This window comes from Shewanella inventionis (assembly GCF_019931735.1).
GTDB classification, from domain to species: Bacteria; Pseudomonadota; Gammaproteobacteria; order Enterobacterales; family Shewanellaceae; genus Shewanella; species Shewanella inventionis.
Genome location: NZ_CP082926.1, coordinates 3762234 through 3781553 on the forward strand (window position 1 = coordinate 3762234; position 19320 = coordinate 3781553).

Below are 19320 nucleotides of genomic sequence, written 5' to 3' on the forward strand. Positions count from 1 at the left end.
GTATAAATGCAATATAGTGAATGTAACGCTAAACCACTTATCATACCAATCAGTAAGAATGGGATCATTCTTACATCGCTTATAAAGGTCGTTAGGAATGTTGAAGGTAGAACAACGAGCTCGCTGCAATTTCTGCCTTATTTTAAGCGATTTCTCTTACGCTATCTCTGATCACTTATTTATCCAGATTTGGATTAACCAACGCTAGAAAGCATAAAAAATTTAAATAAATATTTTCGCATATTTTGCACTTTAACCACTTTTTTTAGTAAAGCGCTTTCATCAAGCTCAATGTCTTTATACATAGCTATACCGCCTACTAATCTATCGCAACACATCAGAATATTTATTCACATATAACAAATTAAAAATCAAAATCAATCAATTGCAACACGTTGGCAGCACCCCTATTTTGTTAACATTTTGTTTACATAATGTTATTTTTTGATTACATTTTGTCCCGTTAAGCAGAATAGCTTAACTGTAAACATAATTATAATGACCTATTTTTACCCTGATAACATGGAAGATAAAATGAAAAACAACCCCAAAAAAATAACGATGCTGAGCATGACAGCACTCGCTTTAGCTGTCTCGACCCATATCAATGCGCTACCGTTACAACCGTCAATTTCCATTAATAATCAACAAATTGAACAGCAATCACCATTACCTAAACGCTATATTGTGAAGTTTAGAAACGACAATGCTGCACAAGTGATGAACGACATTGCCATCAGCCAAAGTGCCAGCAATGACACAAATTTAAATAGCATGGACTATCAACCTCGTTCAAATGAGGTGTTTACTCAGCTAAGAGCACTCAACAGTGTCAAAGCTCGAGAGATGAAACGAATTGGTCGAAGCAATAGTTATTCAGCAAAACTCGACAGCGCCTCAATTAAAGCACTGCGTTTACGCCAAGATGTAGAATATGTCGAAGAAGATTTACCCCGTCGCCTATTAGCAGAAACCACACCTTGGGGACAAACTTATGTGGGTGCAACCGTGCTCAGCGACAGCCAGACAGGTAATCGCAGCATTTGTATCATTGACTCAGGTTACGACCGAAGCCACAACGATTTAAGCGGTAATAATGTTACAGGCACAAACAACTCTGGCACGGGTAACTGGTATCAACCTGGCAATAATAATGCCCACGGCACGCATGTAGCAGGTACGATTGCCGCTATTGCTAACAATGAAGGCGTAGTAGGTGTTATGCCAAATCAAAATGCCAATATTCATGTTGTTAAAGTGTTTAACGAAGCTGGCTGGGGTTATTCATCTTCATTAGTGTCAGCAATTGATACCTGCGTGAATTCAGGTGGCGCCAATGTTGTCACCATGAGCTTAGGTGGTAGCGGTTCAAGCACCACTGAGCGCAATGCATTAAACACCCATTATAACAATGGAGTGTTACTGATTGCTGCAGCAGGTAATGCTGGCGACAGCAGTTACAGTTACCCAGCCTCATACGACAGTGTCGTGTCAGTTGCAGCGGTTGATAGTAATCGCGATCATGCTGCATTTTCACAATATACCGATCAGGTTGAAATCTCGGGTCCAGGAGAGGCCATTTTATCGACTGTCACTGTCGGTGAGGGCCGTACAGCCGATATTATCATTGCAGGCCAATCATACTTTAACAATGGCGTTGTTCCGCATAATCGCCTAACGCCATCAGGTAGCAGTTATGCTGCCGCGCCAATTAATGCAAGTGCAACCGCAGTTTTAGCAGAGTGCTCGGTCAATGGTACAAGCTTTAATTGTGGCAACATGAGCAACAAAATCTGTTTGGTTGAACGTATTGGCAACCAAGGTACAAGCTACCCTGAAATTAATGCTGTTAAGGCGTGTAAAACTGCTGGGGCGAGTGGCGTTATTGTATACAGTAATACCGCACTGCCAGGTTTACAGAATCCATTTTTAGTCGATGCCAATAGTGAAATATTAATCCCATCCATGTCAGTTGACCGCACTACAGGCTTAGCCTTAAAAGCTAAAATAGGCCAAACAGTAACGGTATCTAACTTAGGTAATCAAGATTATGAATATTACAATGGCACATCAATGGCGACACCACATGTTTCAGGTGTTGCTACCTTAGTTTGGAGTTATCATCCTGAATGTAGCGCAGCTCAAATCCGTTCAGCGTTAAATGCTACAGCCGATGATTTGAATGTTGCAGGCCGTGATAACAAAACTGGCTTTGGTATGGTAAACGCAACTGCAGCAAAAGCTTACCTAGATGAATCTTGTAATGGCCCTACTGATCCTGGAACAGGTTCTGGTGATAATGTTCTGGTTAAAGGTGTAGCCAAAACCGGTTTAGCAGGCGCCAAGAATGATGAGCTCTACTATTCATTTGACGTACCAGCAGGCGTTACAAACTTAAGTTTTACCATGAGCGGTGGTACAGGCGATGCAGATTTATATGTACAGTATGGCGCATCCCCAACAACCAGTAGCTATGATTGTCGACCATGGAAAAGCGGTAATGCAGAATCATGCCCAATATCGACAGCACAAGCTGGCACTTATTATGTAATGGTACAAGGTTACAGTGCGTTTAGTGGCGTAAGCTTAGTGGCTAATTACACTGAATCGACATCAGGTGGTGGCACTGGTGGCGCGGCAACATACACCAATACAAATAACTATACTATCCCAGATAACAACACCACAGGCATTACGAGTCCGATTACAGTAACTCGTACTGGCGACTCTGGAACGGTTTCCGTGTCGGTAGGCGTTGTTCACACTTATATTGGTGACTTAACAATTCAACTTGTAAGCCCAACAGGTCAAACGGTTGTGTTGCATAACAAGACTGGAGGCGGCACAGATAATATTAACCAGACCTATTCTGCAAATATGACAGGTGTTGAATCAAGTGGTATTTGGTCACTCAAGGCTGTTGACAGTGCAAGACGAGATACCGGATATATCGATACTTGGAGCTTAAGTTTCCAATAACCATTTACTCGCTCAAAAATAGCCACTCATGTGGCTATTTTTTATAGGTTAAGTTTTAGGGGATAAAACAGTTTTACTGGGTATTCAACATTGCTGGTTGTTGAATTTTAGTGATCACATCGAAAATAGTAGCAAATGAAGTCGGCGTACTAACATCGACTGCTAATTTTAATCTTCTGGCGATGTCATTAGCAGACAATACACCTCTAATTGCATGATGTTTTCTATCCACTACCAAGCAATGCTGTTGTCCTGCAGATTGCAATGTTGCAATAACATCACCGATTTTGGCATAGCTTAAATCATCGTAATCAATTGCTTTGAGCCTGTCTTTTGGGATCATAAAATCGGTGACTTTAAGCTGCTCACGTTGATGCCCTTCTGCCACTCGCTTTAATATTTCTTGATTATGTAACGATTCAAAACTGATCAACCCCAAAAATTCATTGTTTTTATTAATCACTAATTTAAGTTTAACGTGAGATTTTTGCATCAAGCTCTCTACCTCTACAGCAGAAGAGTTTGATTCTATGACTAATGGGGTCACCTTCTTAAAATCAGTAAAAATATTAACTGCCGACGACAAGACCGAGATATCTTCATGTGCTTCTGGCGAGGTTAATTCGTCGATTTTTTCTACCGGGTATAGTGCCAACTTCTTCACAACAACATCCTTAATCTACAACCGAAACTCAATATTAATAAAACCATACAAATCAAATGCATGGGACGTTTTAAAGCGTTTAAAACACGCTTAGATTATCTGCCTGAGTTTTTATTAGTACAATACCTTAAAAGATTAAACTTTGTTAATAATGTCAATATTAAGATTAAATTCACATTTAAATGTTAATGGCTGTAATAGGCGTAAAAAAGTCAGTTTAAAAAGATAAAACACCACAACCCTTTCCGATAAAAATATTACAGTGCCAGCTGGTGATTATTTCAGTAATGACCCAGAAACGTGTTTACATGGCCGATATTTAACATTCTGCCATCACAATATTTGTGAGTCCTTCCACATCAAAAGTACCAACTGGGCATTAGGTGATTTTTATTAGGCTTTGTGGTTCAAACACGTTATCAAGAGCTGCGAAGGAGATCCAAGAAGGGCAAATATAGTCCCCTTCTTAGACGGATGTTGGTGAAGCAATACGGCTTTAATTGACTAGCTCACCGGAGAGTAGGCAACAATGAGCACTTACTTTTGAGAAATGGTTTAACTCAGCTAAAATGACGCTGCTACACCTTATGAGCATTATGCTTATTTAAGTTTTTCTGGCTCAATTAATACGCTATTGTCTTTATCAGAAAACCAAACCTGCCCTTCGCTAATGCTGATCTGCAACGCCATATTTCTGTTCACAAATACTGCAAGTTGCTTAACCGCATCTTCAGGAAAGTTAACCACTGATAAATTATCATAGCGAGTGAGTGCTTGTTGATTTTGTTGCCACCAAATAGGCACACTACGGCCACCATAAGTATATAAAATCACCTGTTTGGCACGCCCACAGGCTTTGCGTAACCATTTTTCGTCGGCCTGGCCAAACTCAACCCACAAATTAATCTCATCACTTAAGCTCTTATCCCAAAGCTCAGCCTCATCATCAACACATAAACCTTTACTAAAGGCCAAAGTGTCTGATGCATTTAATGCAAACGCTAATAAACGCACCATCATACGAGTATCTGTTTCAGAAGGGTGTTGCGCCAGGGTTAACGCATGATCTGCGTAATAGTGGCGGTCCATATCGGCAATTTGAAGTGCAACTTTAAAAACAGTAGCTTTAGTGGCCATAGGGGATCTCTAGACATAAAAAAGCCGAGTCTACTACAAAGTACACTCGGCGTGTTAAATCAAACAGACGAAATCGTTATAAAGCCCCGGGACGCAAATGTTTCGCTATCGGAAAATGAGCGATTAATTGGGCTATTTTCTCCGAATTGGCAACAATCAACATTCGCTCACCTAGTTCATATTGTTGAGAAATTTCACTCAGTTTAGGCATGCTGGTTCTGTTTGCATCCCTACGTAGTAACTCATTTGTATCATCATCAACTGGCTCATCACTATAAATAACATCAAGCTTTTGCAATAACGGCATAGCCGCTATCGGCAATAAACAGGCAGGGGTATGCTCTGTCAGTAAGAGTATTTCGCCATGGCGTGTCATGTCTTGAAAAGCATCAATATAGCGTTGCTCGGTAAGGTTATCGAATTTGTCTTGATTACTGTTAAAAAATCGCTCCCAAAATAGACGACGATCTTTACCGTCGGCTAAGGTTTGCTGAACTTCTTCGCGTTTGCTAGCCACAAAATCAAATAAAGGTGCTAACGTTGCTGGTAACATGGTTTCTAATCGAGAACGAATGGTTCTGGCAAACACTGGAGCGGCACCAGCGGTACTTATGGCCACGACTAAACGGCCGCGGTCAACGATTGAAGGTGTGATAAAACGGCAATAAGATGGATTATCAACCACGTTAACCCAAATTCCCCGTTCATTTGCCAAGTCAGCAAAATCCATATTCAACTGCTCGTTTGCGGTGGCTAAATACACAATATCAATATTAGCAATATCATCTTGGGTAACAACACGTCGAGATAACCGAATACGCCCTTGTTGATGGTACATTTCAATGTCTTTGGCAACTTCAGGGGCTACAACATGAATGATGGCATCCGTTCGCGATAATAAATCGAGTTTTCGGGTAGCAACCTCGCCTGCACCAACAAGTAAAACACGTAAACCTTGTGTATCAACAAACAGTGGAAAATATTGCATTTATATCTCAATCTTGAACGATAGGAAATTGATGTTGGATCCAAGCACGATAGCCACCAACCATTGAGGCCACATGTGTATAACCCATTAATTGAAGATTATAAGCCGCTAACGCGGCTCTTTGCCCTGCACCACAATAAAGCAAAATCGGCGTAGTCTTATCTGGAAAACGATGCTCAATATCACGCTCAATAATGCCACGGCTTAAATGTTTTGCATTTGGAAGGTGCCCCTGTAACCATTCGTTATCTTCGCGCACGTCGATAAGTTGCCATTGGTCTTGTTGTTGATATTGTTCGATAGTTATTAACTTAATATGAGGCATGACAGATTCGACGAGACTGGCAAAGGCTTGAGATGCTTGCATAATGAGTCCTTCAATAAAATGACGCTACGGTATGATGAAAAGTAACTACGCCATAACCGATAAAAAGGTTTATCAATTGGTTTAAAAATTATAAACAGACACGAGTATTAAAGACACTATTATCGGGATTTTACGACGCGTTACGCGTTATGCATCTCACTTTTTTGAGCACTGCATTGCCAACAAAGTTCAAAGCTTCCTTCGTTCATTTCATGGCACTGAACACATTGCCATTGTAGTTTCTCAACGTCTAAAGAATCAAGCAGGGTTTGTGCTGCAGCAAGTTGGCTATCTGTTACCCACAACTCAACAGTTTGCATTTCAATAGGCAGGCCTCCCACACCACCAATCAATGCTTCGCCTTTAAGATCAACCTCTATACCACTGGTTTCCAGTAGTCCTTTCCATGTGTGAGCCTGTAACAAATTACCACCGGCTAATAATACTTTTCGATGTTCCATGCGTTATCCTACTGCATTGCTCTTGCTGGCAAATTTGTTTCATCCTACTTCGTCAACTAAACTCTGTCGAGTGTTGTTTATAAATTGGACATTTATCTTAAACGGTGATTACCTTAAGGTTATCTAAACCACCAAACAAAAAATCATGGTAAAGGATTAACAATGGCAAAAATTGTTTTAAAAGGTGTATTTCAAATTACCCAATGGGATGAAACGCCCTATGCTGAACATGATGATGGCAGCAAACAGACAATTGCACACATAACACAAACATATTCAGGAGATATCACTGGCACAGCAAACATTTGCTATGTGATGTCACATCAAAAAGACACTACTGCTGTGTTTTCTGGATTAGAGCGTTTAAGTGTAACAACGCCTGAAATAACCGGAGAGATAATGCTGCAACATAACGGCACGTTTATCGCTGGTGTTGCTCAAAGTCAATTCAGTATTATCGCGGGTTCAGGTACTCAACATCTTACTGACTACATTGGCCAAGGAGAGTTTATCTCAACTGAAAACGGCCAAGCTGAATATATGGTCACACTCAATATAGCTTAACGGAATACATTTCAGCCTTGTTAAAACACAAACAAGCATTTTAATGATACAAAAGCACTAGCCATTAATTATTTTGTCAGTAATTAGTACTGCAATTTATGGTCCGCAATTACATTTGGCAATATTGCCTTGACTCGAAAATGATAGCGATAAATATAAGTCAATTTGCAACGGTAACTAATATTAATAAGTGTTTTTAATCAAACAATTAAGAAATCAAACGCACAGCTTGACTGAATTGTTAAAATGTTACATTTACAGTACACTGTAAACTAACGGGCCAACGGTATTATTATGACTTTATATAACACCGTTTTTTTGAGCATATACAACCGACTATTAAGAGCAAATAGAATGCGGATATCCAAAATAATTTTACTTTCTTTAAGTTTATTAGTCGGTTTATCACTTTTAGTTATATTTACGCTCAACCAAAGTTTACAAGTCTTTAATCGAGATAATAACAACGTCAATTTACAACAATTTGATCAGCGAGATGTCGCCCACATAACAGATCATTGGGCTAGCATGTTATTGAATTATAAAATTGTGTCCGACAACCAAAAAAATTACGTTGTATTGTCAAAGATTGATAATCAAATAAAAGTCATTAGCCTTAATGACGCGTTTAACAACATCATGTTATTTAGTAATTTGCCTTTGCTGCTTTTAGGCAGTTTTGCTATCGGGATCCCGTTTTATATTACCCGCAGGCAAAAGAGAAAGCTGGATAACTCATTAGAAGTCGTCAATAACGAGACCAACAAACTACTCGCCGCTTTTAATATCACCCCGCCTAACGTTGAGCAGCAAAATACTATCTCAAAGCTGAGTTTAGCCCTTATAGAACTCAACAAACAAATACATGAGCAACAACACAGAAACATCATAAGCCAACATCAAGATAAATTGACCGGGTTGATAGACCGCCACGCCTATTTACAGCACTTACAAACCCAACTTGAACAGGCCCAAGCCCAAAAGAAAAAACAGGCTCTATTGTTTATAGACCTAGATGGTTTTAAACAAGTAAATGACTCATTTGGTCACAGCTTTGGTGATGAAGTGTTAATTCAGGTATCTCAACGACTTGCAACCGTAGTACGCAATCGTAAACTCAGCCATTTTACATCTGAATTAGGCTTAGAGTTGAGTTTGTCGCGATTAGGTGGAGACGAGTTCTCGATTTTTATTGAAGATCTACATAACGACAATCTCGCAATAGAAGTGGCACAAAACGTATTACAAGAAATAGAAGGTGATTTTGTACTCGGTAACAAATTAATTAAAATTGGCGCCAGTATTGGGATTGCGGTATATCCCGACAGCGCTGCCAACCCAAATACATTATTGCAAATGGCCGACGTGGCTATGTACCGAGCCAAAACCGATGGCAGAGGTATTTACCGCGTTTATTCACCCGAAATGGGCAATAAAATGCGCCGCTATCACTACTTGCTTGAAGAAATGCGCCTTGCTATGGCCAGTCAAAACTTCAGTTTATCTTTTCAGCCTATTGTGGATGTGCACGATTTCAGCATTGATTATTTTGAATGTCTGGTACGTTGGCATCACCCAACAGAGGGGTCGATTTCTCCTGCCGAATTTATTCCTATCGCAGAAGACTCCAATTTAATCTTAGAACTGGGTAACTGGATCCTCATTGAAGCCTGCCGCCAAATGGCCGCCTGGTACAATGCAGGCATGAATAAAGTTCGTATGTCTGTCAATATTTCTGGGGTTCAATTAGCACATGTTCCATTACATGACTGGATTATAGAAACCTTAAATAAGGTCGGATTACCACCCAAAGCGCTACTACTTGAAATTACAGAGTCATGCTTTATTGATGCATCAGAACAAGTAATATCTGACCTCGATAAATTGCGTAAATTAGGGGTACTGATTGCAATAGACGACTTTGGCACAGGCTTTAGCTCATTATCAACTTTGGCAAACCTTCCTGTTGATGTAATTAAAATTGATAAGTTGTTTATCGATCAAGCAAATATTAACCCCAAATATGAAAAGATATTAAATTCTATAAGCGACCTAGGCAAAACGCTTGATTTAAAGATTGTTGCAGAGGGGGTAGAAACGGCGCCGCAATTTGAACTTGTGAAAAAACTAGGCATAGATTGCATTCAAGGTTATTTAATTAGTCGTCCTGAAACATCAAAAGATGTCGGCAGTAAACTGATTGGCCAGAATGTTAATCACATTGCAATGACAGGCACAGGAGTTTATGCCCCACAAGCTGATAAAAGCGCTACTGTCGTACAAATAAAAGCGGGGGAACTAGGACTGCATTTGTAACAGATGAACAATAAATCGCTGGCAATGAGCATTAACATCAGCCGTATTGATACTAAAGTGGGTACCTTTAGGGTTAACGCTAAGATGACCAAGATACTGTCAATCACCTCTATTGAGATACTTGGCACTGATGGCTGGGAAGCTTTGATTATTGATATCAATGCACCATGGTACCAGACTGTACTTAAAGCGTGTGAGCGACACATTCAGCAACAACATCAGCAACATCAGCAACAACAATAGTTTCAATAAACGCCTATCACCCAAAAATAAACCCCAGCAATGCTGGGGTTTATTGTTAAGGCTTTTTACAATGCGTTTTAAGGCATCATTGAAGGTTGATCAGCACCTTCTTTTTCAATCTCTACAGGCAGCATGTGCTCGCGGTTAATACCCAATTTAATGGCTAAATAACTGGCCACATAAATCGATGAGTATGTACCTACAAAAATACCCAGTAGCAATGCTGTCGCAAAGCCGTGGATCATGGTGCCACCTTTAAGGAATAACGCTATCACAGTAATCAGGGTCGTACCGGTAGTAATCACCGTACGGCTCATGGTTTGAGTAATAGACGTATTGACGATTTCTTCAGGCGTGCCTTTACGCATTTTTAAGAAGTTTTCACGGATACGGTCATACACAACGATAGTATCGTTAAGTGAGTATCCCACAACCGTTAATAATCCCGCTAAAACAGTTAAGTCAAACTCTAACTGTAACACCGAGAATATCCCTAAAGTCACAATCACGTCATGAGCAAGTGCCGCTACAGAACCTGCAGCCAAGCGCCATTCAAAACGAAATGACACATAGATAAGAATACAAATTAAGGCAACAATAACCGCTAGGCCGCCCTGCTCTGCTAATTCTTTACCCACTTGTGGGCCAACAAACTCAACACGCTTTTGCACAACGCCTGCATCAATTGACTGCGCCGCGGCTAATACAGCCTCAACTTGAGCATCACTTTTAAGATCTTCTAGTACAGGTAAACGCACTAGCACATCGCGGCTCGAACCAAAGTTCTGCACCACTGCGCCTTTTGCTTCATCTGCCGTCATGGTTGCACGTAGTGCATTTAAGTCGGCAGGAGCAGAGAACTCCATTTCAACAACCGTACCACCGGTAAAGTCTAGCCCCCAGTTAATGCCCTGTACGCCAAGCGATACAAAAGAAGCAATCACTAGCACCATCGACATAATACTGATTGGCATTGCATGACGAAGGAAGTCGACTGTTTTATTTACTGAAAATAACTGAAACATATTCAACTTCTCCCTTAGATAGACAATGACTTGACGCGCTTACCACCCCAAATCGCATTCACGATTGAGCGTGTGCCAACAATGGCTGTAAACATCGACGTCGCGATACCTATCATTAAGGTAACAGCAAAACCTTTCACCGCACCGGTACCGACGGCGAATAAAATCAACGCAGTCATAAAGGTAGTGATGTTAGCATCGGCAATGGTTGAAAACGCATTACCATAACCTTCATGGATAGCTTGTTGAACACTACGGCCACCGAGTATTTCTTCACGAATACGCTCAAAAATAAGCACGTTTCCGTCAACCGCCATACCTACGGTAAGCACCATACCTGCAATACCTGGTAGCGTTAATACCGCACCTGGGATCATCGACATCACGCCCACAACCATGATCAAGTTTGCCATCAATGCAAGGTTGGCAATAAAACCAAATGCACGGTAGTAAATCATCATGAAGACAAGTACAACAACCATACCCCATACCATTGCTTGAACACCGTTTTCGATGTTTTCAGCACCGAGGCTTGGGCCAATAGTGCGTTCTTCTACAATCGTTACTGGCGCAATCAATGCACCTGCACGTAGAAGTAACGCTAGGCTTTGTGCTTCGCTGTGTTCAAGGCCTGTGATCACAAAATTGCGGCCTAAACGGGCTTGAATGGTCGCAACCGAAATAACCTCTTCAATCTTGGTCATTTTAACGGTGCCATCAGGATTACGTAGGCCGCTGTCTTTATATTCGATAAACAATGTTGCCATTGGTTTACCAATATTGTCTTTGGTTACGTTCGAGAAAATCGTGCCGCCTTTTGCGTCAAGATTAATCGCTACCTGTGGTCGACTGTATTCATCAAAAGTAGGTTGTGCACCCGTGATATGATCGCCGGTTAACATCACTTCTTTCTTTAATACAACAATGCCGCCTTCACGACGCTGATATACTTCAGCACCAGCTGGCACGCGGCCACTTGCAGCAGCACTAACGTCTGCATTGTCGTCAACCATACGAAACTCAATAGATGCAGTCGCACCTAGAATCTCTTTTGCGCGCGCAGTATCTTGCACGCCAGGTAGCTCAACAATAATACGCTCAGCGCCTTGACGTTGAACAACAGGCTCTGCAACACCAAGCTCATTCACACGGTTACGAATAGTAGTAATGTTTTGCTGTAAAGCTTCTTCCTTAATTTGCTTAAGGTAAACATCACTCATGGTTGCCAGTAAGATAAACTCTTTATCAGTACTCGCGTCGGTATAGACCATGTCATTACTGCGGGTTTTTAAGTAGTTTTCAGCTTTGCTAACTGTGTCAGCATCACGAAACTTAATCGCAATCCCTTTTGGGGTTTTACGAATACCTGCATAACGGATTTTTTCTTCACGTAGTTGGCTACGAAAATCAGCCACTTTGGCTTCTTCCATTTTGCGAATAGCTTCGCCCATGTCCACTTCCATTAAAAAGTGAACACCACCACGTAAATCAAGTCCTAACTTCATCGGCGAACCGCCAACAGCTTCAAGCCATTCGGGGGTTGCCGGCGCTAAGTTCAGTGCTACTGTAAATTTTTGCCCAAGTTGCTCTGCAATGGCTTCTTTAGCCAGTAATTGTTGCTCTGCATTTTGTACGCGAACTAACAATTGCCCGTTTTCAAGCTCTGCACGCTTAATCGCAATGCCTTTGCCTTCTAACATTTGCACAACATTGGCTTGAGTTGTAGCATTAACCTCAGCACCACGAGTTGCCACAACCTGCACTGCATGGTCTTCACCAAACAGATTCGGTATGGCATAAAAACCACCAATGGCGATGATAAGCACCACCATGATGTTTTTCCACATTGGGTATTTATTTAACACACCATAGCCCTCTTGGCTTATAACGACTGGATAGAACCTTTTGGCAATACCGCTGCGATGTAATCCTTTTTAATGGTAATTTGGTTGTTATCATTGATGGCCAGTAACACATAATCACTTTCTTCACTGATTTTGGTCACTTTACCTAAAATACCACCACTGGTTAATACTTCGTCACCTTTTGAAATCGATGCCATCAAATTTTTGTGTTCTTTAACACGTTTTGACTGAGGGCGGAAAATCATGAAGTAAAAAATTAACCCGAACATGACAAGCATAAAAATTAATTGCATGGTTTCGCCACCGGCAGCGCCACCCATTGGGCTTGCATAAGCATTTGAAATTAACATAGTTCTCTCTTCTTATTGGTTAAAATTAATCGACTAACTCAGGTACTTCACGACCAAGACTGGTATAGAACTCCTTCACAAAGGCGTCTAATGTACCTGTCTCAATTGCGCCGCGCAAACCTTCCATCAACATTTGATAGTAACGTAAGTTGTGAATGGTGTTTAAACGCGCACCTAGAATCTCATTACAACGATCTAAATGGTATAAATAAGCGCGTGAATAGTTTTTACAGGTATAACAATCACACTTAGCGTCTAATGGTGAAGTATCATCACGGTGACGCGCGTTACGGATTTTAATTACCCCTTCACTGGTAAATAAGTGACCATTACGAGCATTACGTGTTGGCATAACACAGTCGAACATATCTACGCCACGACGCACACCTTCAACTAAATCTTCTGGTTTACCCACACCCATTAAATAACGTGGTTTATCAGCAGGAATTTGCGGACAAACATGTTCTAAAATGCGGTGCATATCTTCTTTAGGCTCACCCACAGCTAAGCCACCCACAGCATAACCATCGAAGCCAATATCAAGTAAGCCTTTTACGCTTTCATCGCGCAAGTCTTCATAAACACCGCCCTGAATAATACCAAACAGTGAATTTGGGTTTTCCAAACGGTCAAACTCATCGCGTGAACGCTTGGCCCAACGTAATGACATTTGCATCGATTTACGCGCTTCGTCATGCGTTGCAGGGTAAGGCGTACATTCGTCAAAAATCATGACAACGTCTGAGCCTAATGAATCCTGAATTTGCATTGACTTTTCTGGGTCTAAAAAGATTTTTTCGCCGTTGATTGGCGAGCGAAAATGCACGCCTTCCTCAGTGATTTTACGAATGTCGCCTAAGCTAAACACCTGAAACCCACCCGAATCAGTCAATATTGGACGTTGCCAGTTCATAAAGTCATGTAAGTCACCATGCTTACGCATGATCTCTTCACCTGGACGTAACCATAAATGGAAGGTATTGCCCAATAAGATGTCAGCTCCTGTGGCGCGGACTTCTTCAGGGGTCATCCCTTTAACGGTACCGTATGTGCCTACTGGCATAAATGCCGGAGTTTCTACCGTACCACGGTCAAATATCAAACGGCCGCGACGCGCACGTCCATCTGTTGTGTCTAATTCAAATTTCATAAATCACCTTGCCAGATAAACAGTCTGACTTGTTTAGTTTCTATAGTAATGAGGGCAAATTTTAATGCTTCAAGGTTAAGAACACATTAAAACATCAAAACGCCCACTATTAGCGGGCGTTTGTTGGGGCATATTGTAAATCAATTTCGAGGTTTAGGGGGCTTTTTTCGTCACAAACATGGCATCGCCATAGCTAAAAAAGCGATATTTTTGTGCAATGGCGTGTTGATATGCGCTCATCACCTCATCGTATCCAGCAAATGCGCTTAGTAACATAATTAATGTTGATTCCGGTAAATGAAAATTAGTCACCATTGCATCAACAATTTTAAATGTGAAACCCGGGTAAATAAAGATATCAGTATCACCGCTAAATGCCTCCAGTGGTGCATCACCACAAGCGCGAGCTGCACTCTCTAGTGAGCGGACAGAGGTTGTACCAACTGCAACAACTCGATGGCCACGGGCTTTAGTTTGTGCAATTAAATCAATAACATCTTGCGGAACATTAGCCCATTCAGAATGCATTTTGTGCTCGAGTACATTATCGACACGCACCGGCTGAAATGTCCCAGCGCCGACATGCAAGGTCACAAAAGCAATATTGACCCCCTTAGCTTTCAATGCGGCTAACATTGCATCATCGAAATGCAAACCCGCAGTGGGGGCAGCGACTGCGCCAGGAGTTTGGTTATACACGGTTTGATAACGCTCTTTGTCCGCATCTTCATCTGGGCGGTCAATGTAAGGAGGTAAAGGCATATGACCGACTTGCTCAAGCACCTCTAAAATGGTGTTATCACCGAGTAACTCAAGTTCGAATAAGGCATCATGACGCGCCAACATCTTCATTTGGTAGCCAGCGTCTAAATTAATTAACGCATCGACTTTAGGCGATTTAGAACTGCGAACATGAGCAAGAATACGTGTGTCGTCGAGCATGCGTTCAACTAAAATCTCAAGCTTACCGCCAGTGGCTTTTTGGCCAAATAAACGCGCTGGGATCACGCGGGTGTTGTTAAACACCATTAAATCACCGGGGTTAATCAGCTCAAGTAAATCAGTAAATTGCTTATCCGCTAGCTGTCCATTTACACCATTAAGGGTTAATAGACGCGACGCATTGCGTTGTGCAGTCGGATAACGAGCAATAAGTTCATCTGGAAGGTCAAAAGAAAAGTCAGCAACGCGCATAATCATATCTCAACAGTAAAAACGGCCGCTAGTCTATGGCGAGCGCACGTTAAGATCAAGTTTACTGATTATTTTGTCGGCTTTTGAGGAGAAGTTGCATCAACCTTGCTAAAGCTCTGGGATACTTTATTTTGAGCGTCGGTCTCATTTGATTTAAATGTATGCACTTCGTAGCGCATATCAATCTGTACTTTATTGGTTTTCGTTGCTGGCTGCCTACCGAATATTTTTTTTAACCAGTCTTTCATCATCCTTGATCCCTAAAATTAACCTTCGATTATATTCAACAAATTTATAATGTTTGTTTTATCCAAATCAACACGGAACATAATACTCCATGACATTTAAGCGTAAAGCGTTATGATTGGAACTTAATTGCAGTCAACAATGTAATGTTTTGTTACAAACGGCTAGTATCATACTGTAAAATAATAAAATTAGAAGCACAAAATATGAACTTTTTAGCACACTTACATTTAGCTGACATCAGCAACACCCATTTAATCGCCAATTTATGCGGTGATTTTGCCAAAGGCAAAATAGAAAATCATCCAAAACATCTTCAGCAAGGCATTTGGTTGCATCGCCAAATAGACCAAATCACCGATAACCATGAAATTATTATCGATTTATTGAAACAATTCCCTAAAACCTCGCGAAGAGTGGCGCCAGTGCTAATCGATTTAGCATTTGACCATTATCTCGCCTTTTATTGGGAAGAATATCATCATCAAAAATTGGATGTGTTTTGTCAAAAAGCCTACCAAGAACTTAATAGCACCGAAGAATTACCAGCCACTTTGCAAGCAATCTCGACTAACATTATTCAACAAGATTGGCTGACCAGTTACCAAACAAAGCAAGGATTAAATCAAGCGATCAAAGGGGTGAGTAAAAGACTGTCAAAACCCGAGTTATTTGACCACGCGATCCGAGATGTGGATAAACTTTACGTTGACATTGAAATTGCTTTTAGAACTTTTTATCCACAATTAATGGCTTACAGCAAAATATACAGCCGTAAAACACCCAGTCAATATTTACCTCAAACGTTAGATTAAATGCGAGACACTGATGACAAACTGGTTAACAGGGCCACTAAGTAGAGCGAAAAAACGGGCTGTCTCCCCCCGGTTTTGGTTGAAATCACTGCGGGACTTACTCATATTCGCCACTGTCTTGTATGCAATTAGTAGCTATTTACAGCGAGACATGCTCACCGGCACCGCATTTCCTATCAATAGCCCTTTAATCGATGGTCGTGAGGTGTCTTTTTTTTATCCCAGGCAACAAAGCAGCACTGACAAAGCAACCTTAGTCTATTTTTGGGGGACTTGGTGCCCGGTATGCAAAGTCACCTCGCCTATGGTCAACAGCGTGGCCAACACTCAAAATTATCGCGTTATATCAGTCGCAGTAGCTTCTGGCTCAAATGCTGACATTGGTACATTTATGCAGCAACATAATTACCAATTTGATGTGATCAATCAATTAGCTGAAGACAACTTAAGCCAACAATGGGGCGCAACTGCACTGCCCTCGATTTTTATCATTGATAACAAAAATCAAATCCGCTTTATGACATCTGGAGCCACCAGCAGATGGGGCATGTCATTGCGTTTATGGCTAGCCAGCACATAATCTTCTTATTTTCGTTACTGAAAAAATTTTGGTAAGATGCGCGCGAAAGCAATCAGGCACAACCTGCGTTTATTGAAGAGACAATCTCACCATGCACATCTTTACTTATCAACCGCCGTCTATTCCTTGGTTGGACATTCGTTATAAAGACCGTGATATTATTGTGATTAATAAACCGTCAGGATTATTGTCAAATCCAGGTCGTTCGCCAGACACTCATGACACCGCCATCACTCGCTTACAGCAAGTTTATCCAGAGGCAATTTTAATTCACCGCTTAGATTGTGACACGTCTGGTATCATGATTTTTGCTCGTAACAAAAAAGCTGAATCAAACCTAAAAACGCAATTTCAACATCGCCAAGCTAAAAAAGTGTATGTCGCAGAAGTCAGCGGGCATATGCAAACATTAGAAGGTAAAGTGAACTTTGCGTTAGGGCCAAACCCTGATTCCCCTCCATTTCAAATGACCACAGAAACAGGTAAGGCAGCACTCACTTATTTTCGTGTACTTGAACAACGAGCGCAAACAACACTGATGGAGCTCAAACCCCATACTGGGCGTACTCATCAACTCAGGGTGCACATGCTTGCACTTGGCCACCCTATTTTAGGCGATGAGTTTTATGCTGATGAAGCTACAATTAATGCTAGTAAGCGGCTTAATTTGCACGCACAATCATTAACGATAACGCACCCATACACCCAAATAGAAATGACTTTTTTTAGTCAGCATCCTTTCTAATCTTGTTCGCGACAAACAAATACAAAAATGCCGGCACCATAAATATTCTATAGGCCGGCATTTTTTGTGCACAAACAAATATAGTACTTTAACTTATTTGAGCCGCCTCTTTCGCTTCAGCAGCTTCACATGCTGCAGCGGTAAAGATAACGTCAGTTGAGCTGTTTAATGCAGTTTCAGCTGAGTCTTGGATCACTCCAATAATAAAGCCTACGGCGACAACTTGCATTGCAACATCGTTAGAAATACCAAACAAACTACAGGCTAACGGAATTAGTAATAAAGACCCACCAGCAACTCCTGATGCACCACAGGCTGATATTGAAGCCACAACACTGAGTAATAACGCAGTCATAAAGTCGACTGGAATATTTAGGGTATGTGCAGCTGCTAGGGTTAATACGGTAATCGTAATTGCTGCACCGCCCATATTAATGGTCGCGCCCAATGGAATAGATACAGAGTAAGTGTCTTTGTGCAAATTGAGCTGTTCGCACAATGCCATATTAACTGGAATATTGGCCGCACTAGAACGTGTGAAAAAGGCAGTCACCCCACTTTCACGTAGACATTTAAATACTAATGGATATGGATTTCGTTTAATTTTTGCGTAAACGATCATTGGATTAATAATCAATGCAATAAATAACATCGCACCGACTAACACCACCAATAATTGGGCATAACCCGCTAATGCATCAAAGCCCGTTTCTGCAAATGTTGCCGCAACTAAACCAAAAATACCAATTGGTGCTAAGCGAATAACAAAACGTACAATGTTAGACACAGCATCACTTAAGTCTGCCAGCATTTGTTTAGTGCTGTCGCTAGCATGATGCATGGTAATACCTAAACCCGCACCCCAGACTAAAATACCAATGTAATTACCTGTTAATAAGGCATTTACTGGATTATCAACAATTTTGAACAATAAGGTATTAAGGACTTCGGTTATGCCTTGAGGTGGATTAGAGCCTTCAATACCTGTCGCCAACATTAACGTCGTTGGAAAAGCAAAACTGAATATCACTGCCGTCAATGCTGCGGCAAAAGTCCCCAAAAGATACAAAGCAATAATTGGACGCATATTGGTGTGGCTGTCTTTCTTTTGGTTAGCAATTGATGATGCGACCAATACAAATACCAGCACGGGTGCGATGGCTTTCAGTGCGCCGACAAATAGTGACCCTAAAAAAGCCACACTCTGTGCACCGGTTGTTGAAACACTGGCTAAAATCACACCCAAGATGATCCCGCCAATAATTTTTAGCACTAAGCTACCACTAGCAATTCGTGCTAGCAGTGATGTTTTTTGATTCATTGTTTAACCTATGATTATTATATTAATGGCTTTTATTCGTTAGTAATGGCGCTGAGTCATGTCGTGGTTAAAACGGTGGTACGAATAAAACAACTGTCGTCATTATATCAATGAGGTACAACCTAACCGATATTCCTGAAAACACTCATGTTGTTGGCATCCTTGTTAACAATGTAACTCAACATAAGGTTAATAATTGATTTCAGAAATAACGTTATTACATTACTCCGGGACAAATACTCAGTGCCATGCACCAAAAAGCCTTGTAGCTATATATCAGGATGGAACGTAAGAAGTCTAGTGCATAACT

General features: G+C 41.1%; 19 protein-coding genes. 7 read left to right on the forward strand and 12 right to left on the reverse strand.

The features are described from left to right. Positions 1–534 precede the first annotated feature (534 nt). On the forward strand, positions 535–2979 hold the full coding sequence (locus K8B83_RS16760; protein ID WP_223418400.1) for a S8 family serine peptidase: 2445 nt from the start codon (positions 535–537) through the stop codon (positions 2977–2979). Between the two features lie 73 nt (positions 2980–3052). Here K8B83_RS16760 and K8B83_RS16765 read toward each other — a convergent pair whose 3' ends face one another. The 5 genes from K8B83_RS16765 to K8B83_RS16785 form a co-directional block, all read right to left on the reverse strand. Next, positions 3053–3643: a CBS domain-containing protein gene (locus tag K8B83_RS16765; protein ID WP_223418402.1), complete on the reverse strand. Its 591-nt coding sequence runs from the start codon at positions 3641–3643 to the stop codon at positions 3053–3055. A gap of 600 nt (positions 3644–4243) precedes the next feature. Continuing rightward, positions 4244–4780, reverse strand: a complete 537-nt coding sequence (locus K8B83_RS16770) for a YaeQ family protein (RefSeq protein WP_188736573.1) — start codon at positions 4778–4780, stop codon at positions 4244–4246. A gap of 76 nt (positions 4781–4856) precedes the next feature. Further along, positions 4857–5768: a precorrin-2 dehydrogenase/sirohydrochlorin ferrochelatase family protein gene (locus K8B83_RS16775; protein ID WP_188736575.1), complete on the reverse strand. Its 912-nt coding sequence runs from the start codon at positions 5766–5768 to the stop codon at positions 4857–4859. Positions 5769–5775: 7 nt separating this feature from the next. After that, positions 5776–6135 carry a rhodanese-like domain-containing protein gene (locus K8B83_RS16780; RefSeq protein ID WP_188736577.1) on the reverse strand — a complete coding sequence of 120 codons (360 nt, stop codon included), beginning with the start codon at positions 6133–6135 and terminating at the stop codon, positions 5776–5778. 140 nt (positions 6136–6275) lie between these two features. Further along, the gene (locus K8B83_RS16785) at positions 6276–6596 is read right to left on the reverse strand and encodes a putative signal transducing protein (protein WP_188736579.1); all 321 of its coding nucleotides are present in this window, start codon (positions 6594–6596) and stop codon (positions 6276–6278) included. A gap of 162 nt (positions 6597–6758) precedes the next feature. On the opposite strand from K8B83_RS16785, the gene K8B83_RS16790 reads away from it, so the two are divergent. The 3 genes from K8B83_RS16790 to K8B83_RS16800 all read left to right on the forward strand — a co-directional run bounded on the left by K8B83_RS16790 (position 6759) and on the right by K8B83_RS16800 (position 9719). Continuing rightward, the gene (locus tag K8B83_RS16790; RefSeq protein WP_188736582.1) at positions 6759–7160 is read left to right on the forward strand and encodes a DUF3224 domain-containing protein; all 402 of its coding nucleotides are present in this window, start codon (positions 6759–6761) and stop codon (positions 7158–7160) included. A 354-nt stretch (positions 7161–7514) separates the two neighbouring features. Further along, a complete protein-coding gene (locus tag K8B83_RS16795; RefSeq protein WP_188736583.1) occupies positions 7515–9476 on the forward strand; it encodes a putative bifunctional diguanylate cyclase/phosphodiesterase in 1962 nt (653 codons plus the stop codon). Between the two features lie 3 nt (positions 9477–9479). Continuing rightward, positions 9480–9719 carry a hypothetical protein gene (locus K8B83_RS16800; RefSeq protein WP_188736585.1) on the forward strand — a complete coding sequence of 80 codons (240 nt, stop codon included), beginning with the start codon at positions 9480–9482 and terminating at the stop codon, positions 9717–9719. Between the two features lie 77 nt (positions 9720–9796). Here the strand turns inward: K8B83_RS16800 and secF are convergent, their stop codons facing one another. From secF to K8B83_RS16830, 6 genes are all read right to left on the reverse strand, one after another. Further along, the gene (gene secF / locus K8B83_RS16805; RefSeq protein WP_188736587.1) at positions 9797–10744 is read right to left on the reverse strand and encodes a protein translocase subunit SecF; all 948 of its coding nucleotides are present in this window, start codon (positions 10742–10744) and stop codon (positions 9797–9799) included. Positions 10745–10758: 14 nt separating this feature from the next. Continuing rightward, the gene (secD, locus tag K8B83_RS16810; RefSeq protein ID WP_188736588.1) at positions 10759–12609 is read right to left on the reverse strand and encodes a protein translocase subunit SecD; all 1851 of its coding nucleotides are present in this window, start codon (positions 12607–12609) and stop codon (positions 10759–10761) included. Positions 12610–12626: 17 nt separating this feature from the next. After that, a complete protein-coding gene (yajC, locus tag K8B83_RS16815; protein ID WP_160055628.1) occupies positions 12627–12959 on the reverse strand; it encodes a preprotein translocase subunit YajC in 333 nt (110 codons plus the stop codon). 25 nt (positions 12960–12984) lie between these two features. Then, positions 12985–14109, reverse strand: coding sequence for a tRNA guanosine(34) transglycosylase Tgt (gene tgt, locus K8B83_RS16820; protein WP_188736591.1), 1125 nt, complete (start codon positions 14107–14109; stop codon positions 12985–12987). 153 nt (positions 14110–14262) lie between these two features. After that, positions 14263–15303, reverse strand: a complete 1041-nt coding sequence (queA, locus tag K8B83_RS16825; protein WP_188736593.1) for a tRNA preQ1(34) S-adenosylmethionine ribosyltransferase-isomerase QueA — start codon at positions 15301–15303, stop codon at positions 14263–14265. A 68-nt stretch (positions 15304–15371) separates the two neighbouring features. Next, on the reverse strand, positions 15372–15554 hold the full coding sequence (locus K8B83_RS16830; RefSeq protein WP_188736595.1) for a hypothetical protein: 183 nt from the start codon (positions 15552–15554) through the stop codon (positions 15372–15374). A gap of 201 nt (positions 15555–15755) precedes the next feature. Here K8B83_RS16830 and K8B83_RS16835 point away from each other — a divergent pair, with 201 nt between their 5' ends. The 3 genes from K8B83_RS16835 (at position 15756) to K8B83_RS16845 (ending at position 17689) form a co-directional block, all read left to right on the forward strand. Further along, entirely contained in the window at positions 15756–16364 is a 609-nt protein-coding gene (locus K8B83_RS16835; RefSeq protein ID WP_188736597.1) for an acyl carrier protein phosphodiesterase, read from the forward strand. 13 nt (positions 16365–16377) lie between these two features. Beyond that, entirely contained in the window at positions 16378–16944 is a 567-nt protein-coding gene (locus K8B83_RS16840) for a protein disulfide oxidoreductase (RefSeq protein ID WP_188736599.1), read from the forward strand. A gap of 91 nt (positions 16945–17035) precedes the next feature. Further along, positions 17036–17689, forward strand: a complete 654-nt coding sequence (locus K8B83_RS16845) for an RluA family pseudouridine synthase (protein WP_188736601.1) — start codon at positions 17036–17038, stop codon at positions 17687–17689. An 88-nt stretch (positions 17690–17777) separates the two neighbouring features. Here K8B83_RS16845 and sstT read toward each other — a convergent pair whose 3' ends face one another. After that, positions 17778–19010 (reverse strand): serine/threonine transporter SstT, encoded by a 1233-nt coding sequence (sstT, locus tag K8B83_RS16850; protein WP_188736602.1) that lies wholly within the window; start codon positions 19008–19010, stop codon positions 17778–17780. Positions 19011–19320 lie beyond the last annotated feature (310 nt).